Genomic DNA, 1,135 nt, shown 5'->3' with positions numbered 1-1,135 from the left:
TTCAGTATATTAAAGCATTATTCTTCAAGTAATGACTTTAAAAAAGAACTCCAGTACAGGTATTAAAGATACTCAATTATTAGCACTATTCAAAGCTCATTTCAAAGGACATCTCAACTTGGCCAGGATCCGTCTTATCTGTTTGTTTATTGACGCTCTATGCAAAGTTAAGTCTGTCAATTTTGTAAAGTTATCTGCTGGATTTGATACATCTGTAGATGCTTCAAGCAGTTACAGACGCATTCAACGCTTTATGGCACTTGCCGATCTATCTATGATCTGGGTAGCCAAGTTTATTTTTTGCCTTCTTCCAGAGAAAGATAAACTGGTGCTCTCTATGGATAGGACCAACTGGAAGTTCGGGGATAAAAACATAAATATCCTTATGTTGGGGATCAGTTATAAAAATGTAGCTTTTCCAATAATGTTCAAAATGCTGGACAAAAGGGGGAATTCCAATACTCCTGAGCGTATTGCATTGGTACAAGGCTTCATTGACTGCTTTGGCAAGGACTGTATCGATTGTTTGTTGGCAGATAGGGAGTTTGTGGGTGAGCAATGGCTTAATTTCCTTAATTCAAAGAATATACGTTACTTCATTCGAATACGTAATAACTTTAAAATTTACTGCCCAAGACGGCAAAAGGAAATTACAGCACAGCATTTATTTCATAGCTTGAAAGCTGGGCAGATAAGGCACTATCCTAAAATAGTCAGGATGCACGGGGAATATTGTTACTTATCAGGCACAAAATCCATTAAAGATGGAAAAGTTGACTTTTGCATTATAGTATCATTCAACAAACCAGATGAGGCACTAGAGTATTATACTAAAAGATGGCAGATAGAGAGCTTGTTCAGGGCTCTTAAAACCAGCGGGTTCAATCTTGAAGATACTCACGTTACACACCCTGAAAGACTGGAAAAGTTAATCATGCTCGTGATGATAGCATTTGTGTGGTGTTATAAAATTGGAGACTTTATTGATACTCAAATAAAACCAATAAGAATCAAAAAACACGGAAGAAGAGCTATATCAGTCTTCAGATATGGATTAGACTATATCTCAAAATGCTTGTTATCAGGAACTAATAAATATGACCTTAATCTAATTCAATTTTTGTCGTGTACTTAA

1 protein-coding gene is annotated in these 1,135 nt (G+C 35.9%); it reads left to right on the top strand.

What is annotated here, in order from left to right:
- Positions 1 to 31 precede the first annotated feature (31 nt).
- The gene (locus tag BLV84_RS12410; RefSeq protein ID WP_093246194.1) at positions 32 to 1,135 is read left to right on the top strand and encodes an IS4 family transposase; all 1,104 of its coding nucleotides are present in this window, start codon (positions 32 to 34) and stop codon (positions 1,133 to 1,135) included.

The sequence above is a fragment of the Psychroflexus halocasei genome, from assembly GCF_900107595.1.
Classification (GTDB): Bacteria; Bacteroidota; Bacteroidia; order Flavobacteriales; family Flavobacteriaceae; genus Psychroflexus; species Psychroflexus halocasei.
Note: the sequence above shows the minus strand (reverse complement) of the source record. Positions and strands in the feature narration are given on the sequence as shown.

Bases quoted from the DNA above. Each gene is read 5' to 3' on its own strand.
- BLV84_RS12410 (WP_093246194.1), top strand. From the start codon at position 32: ATGACTTTAAAAAAGAACTCCAGTACAGGTATTAAAGATACTCAATTA.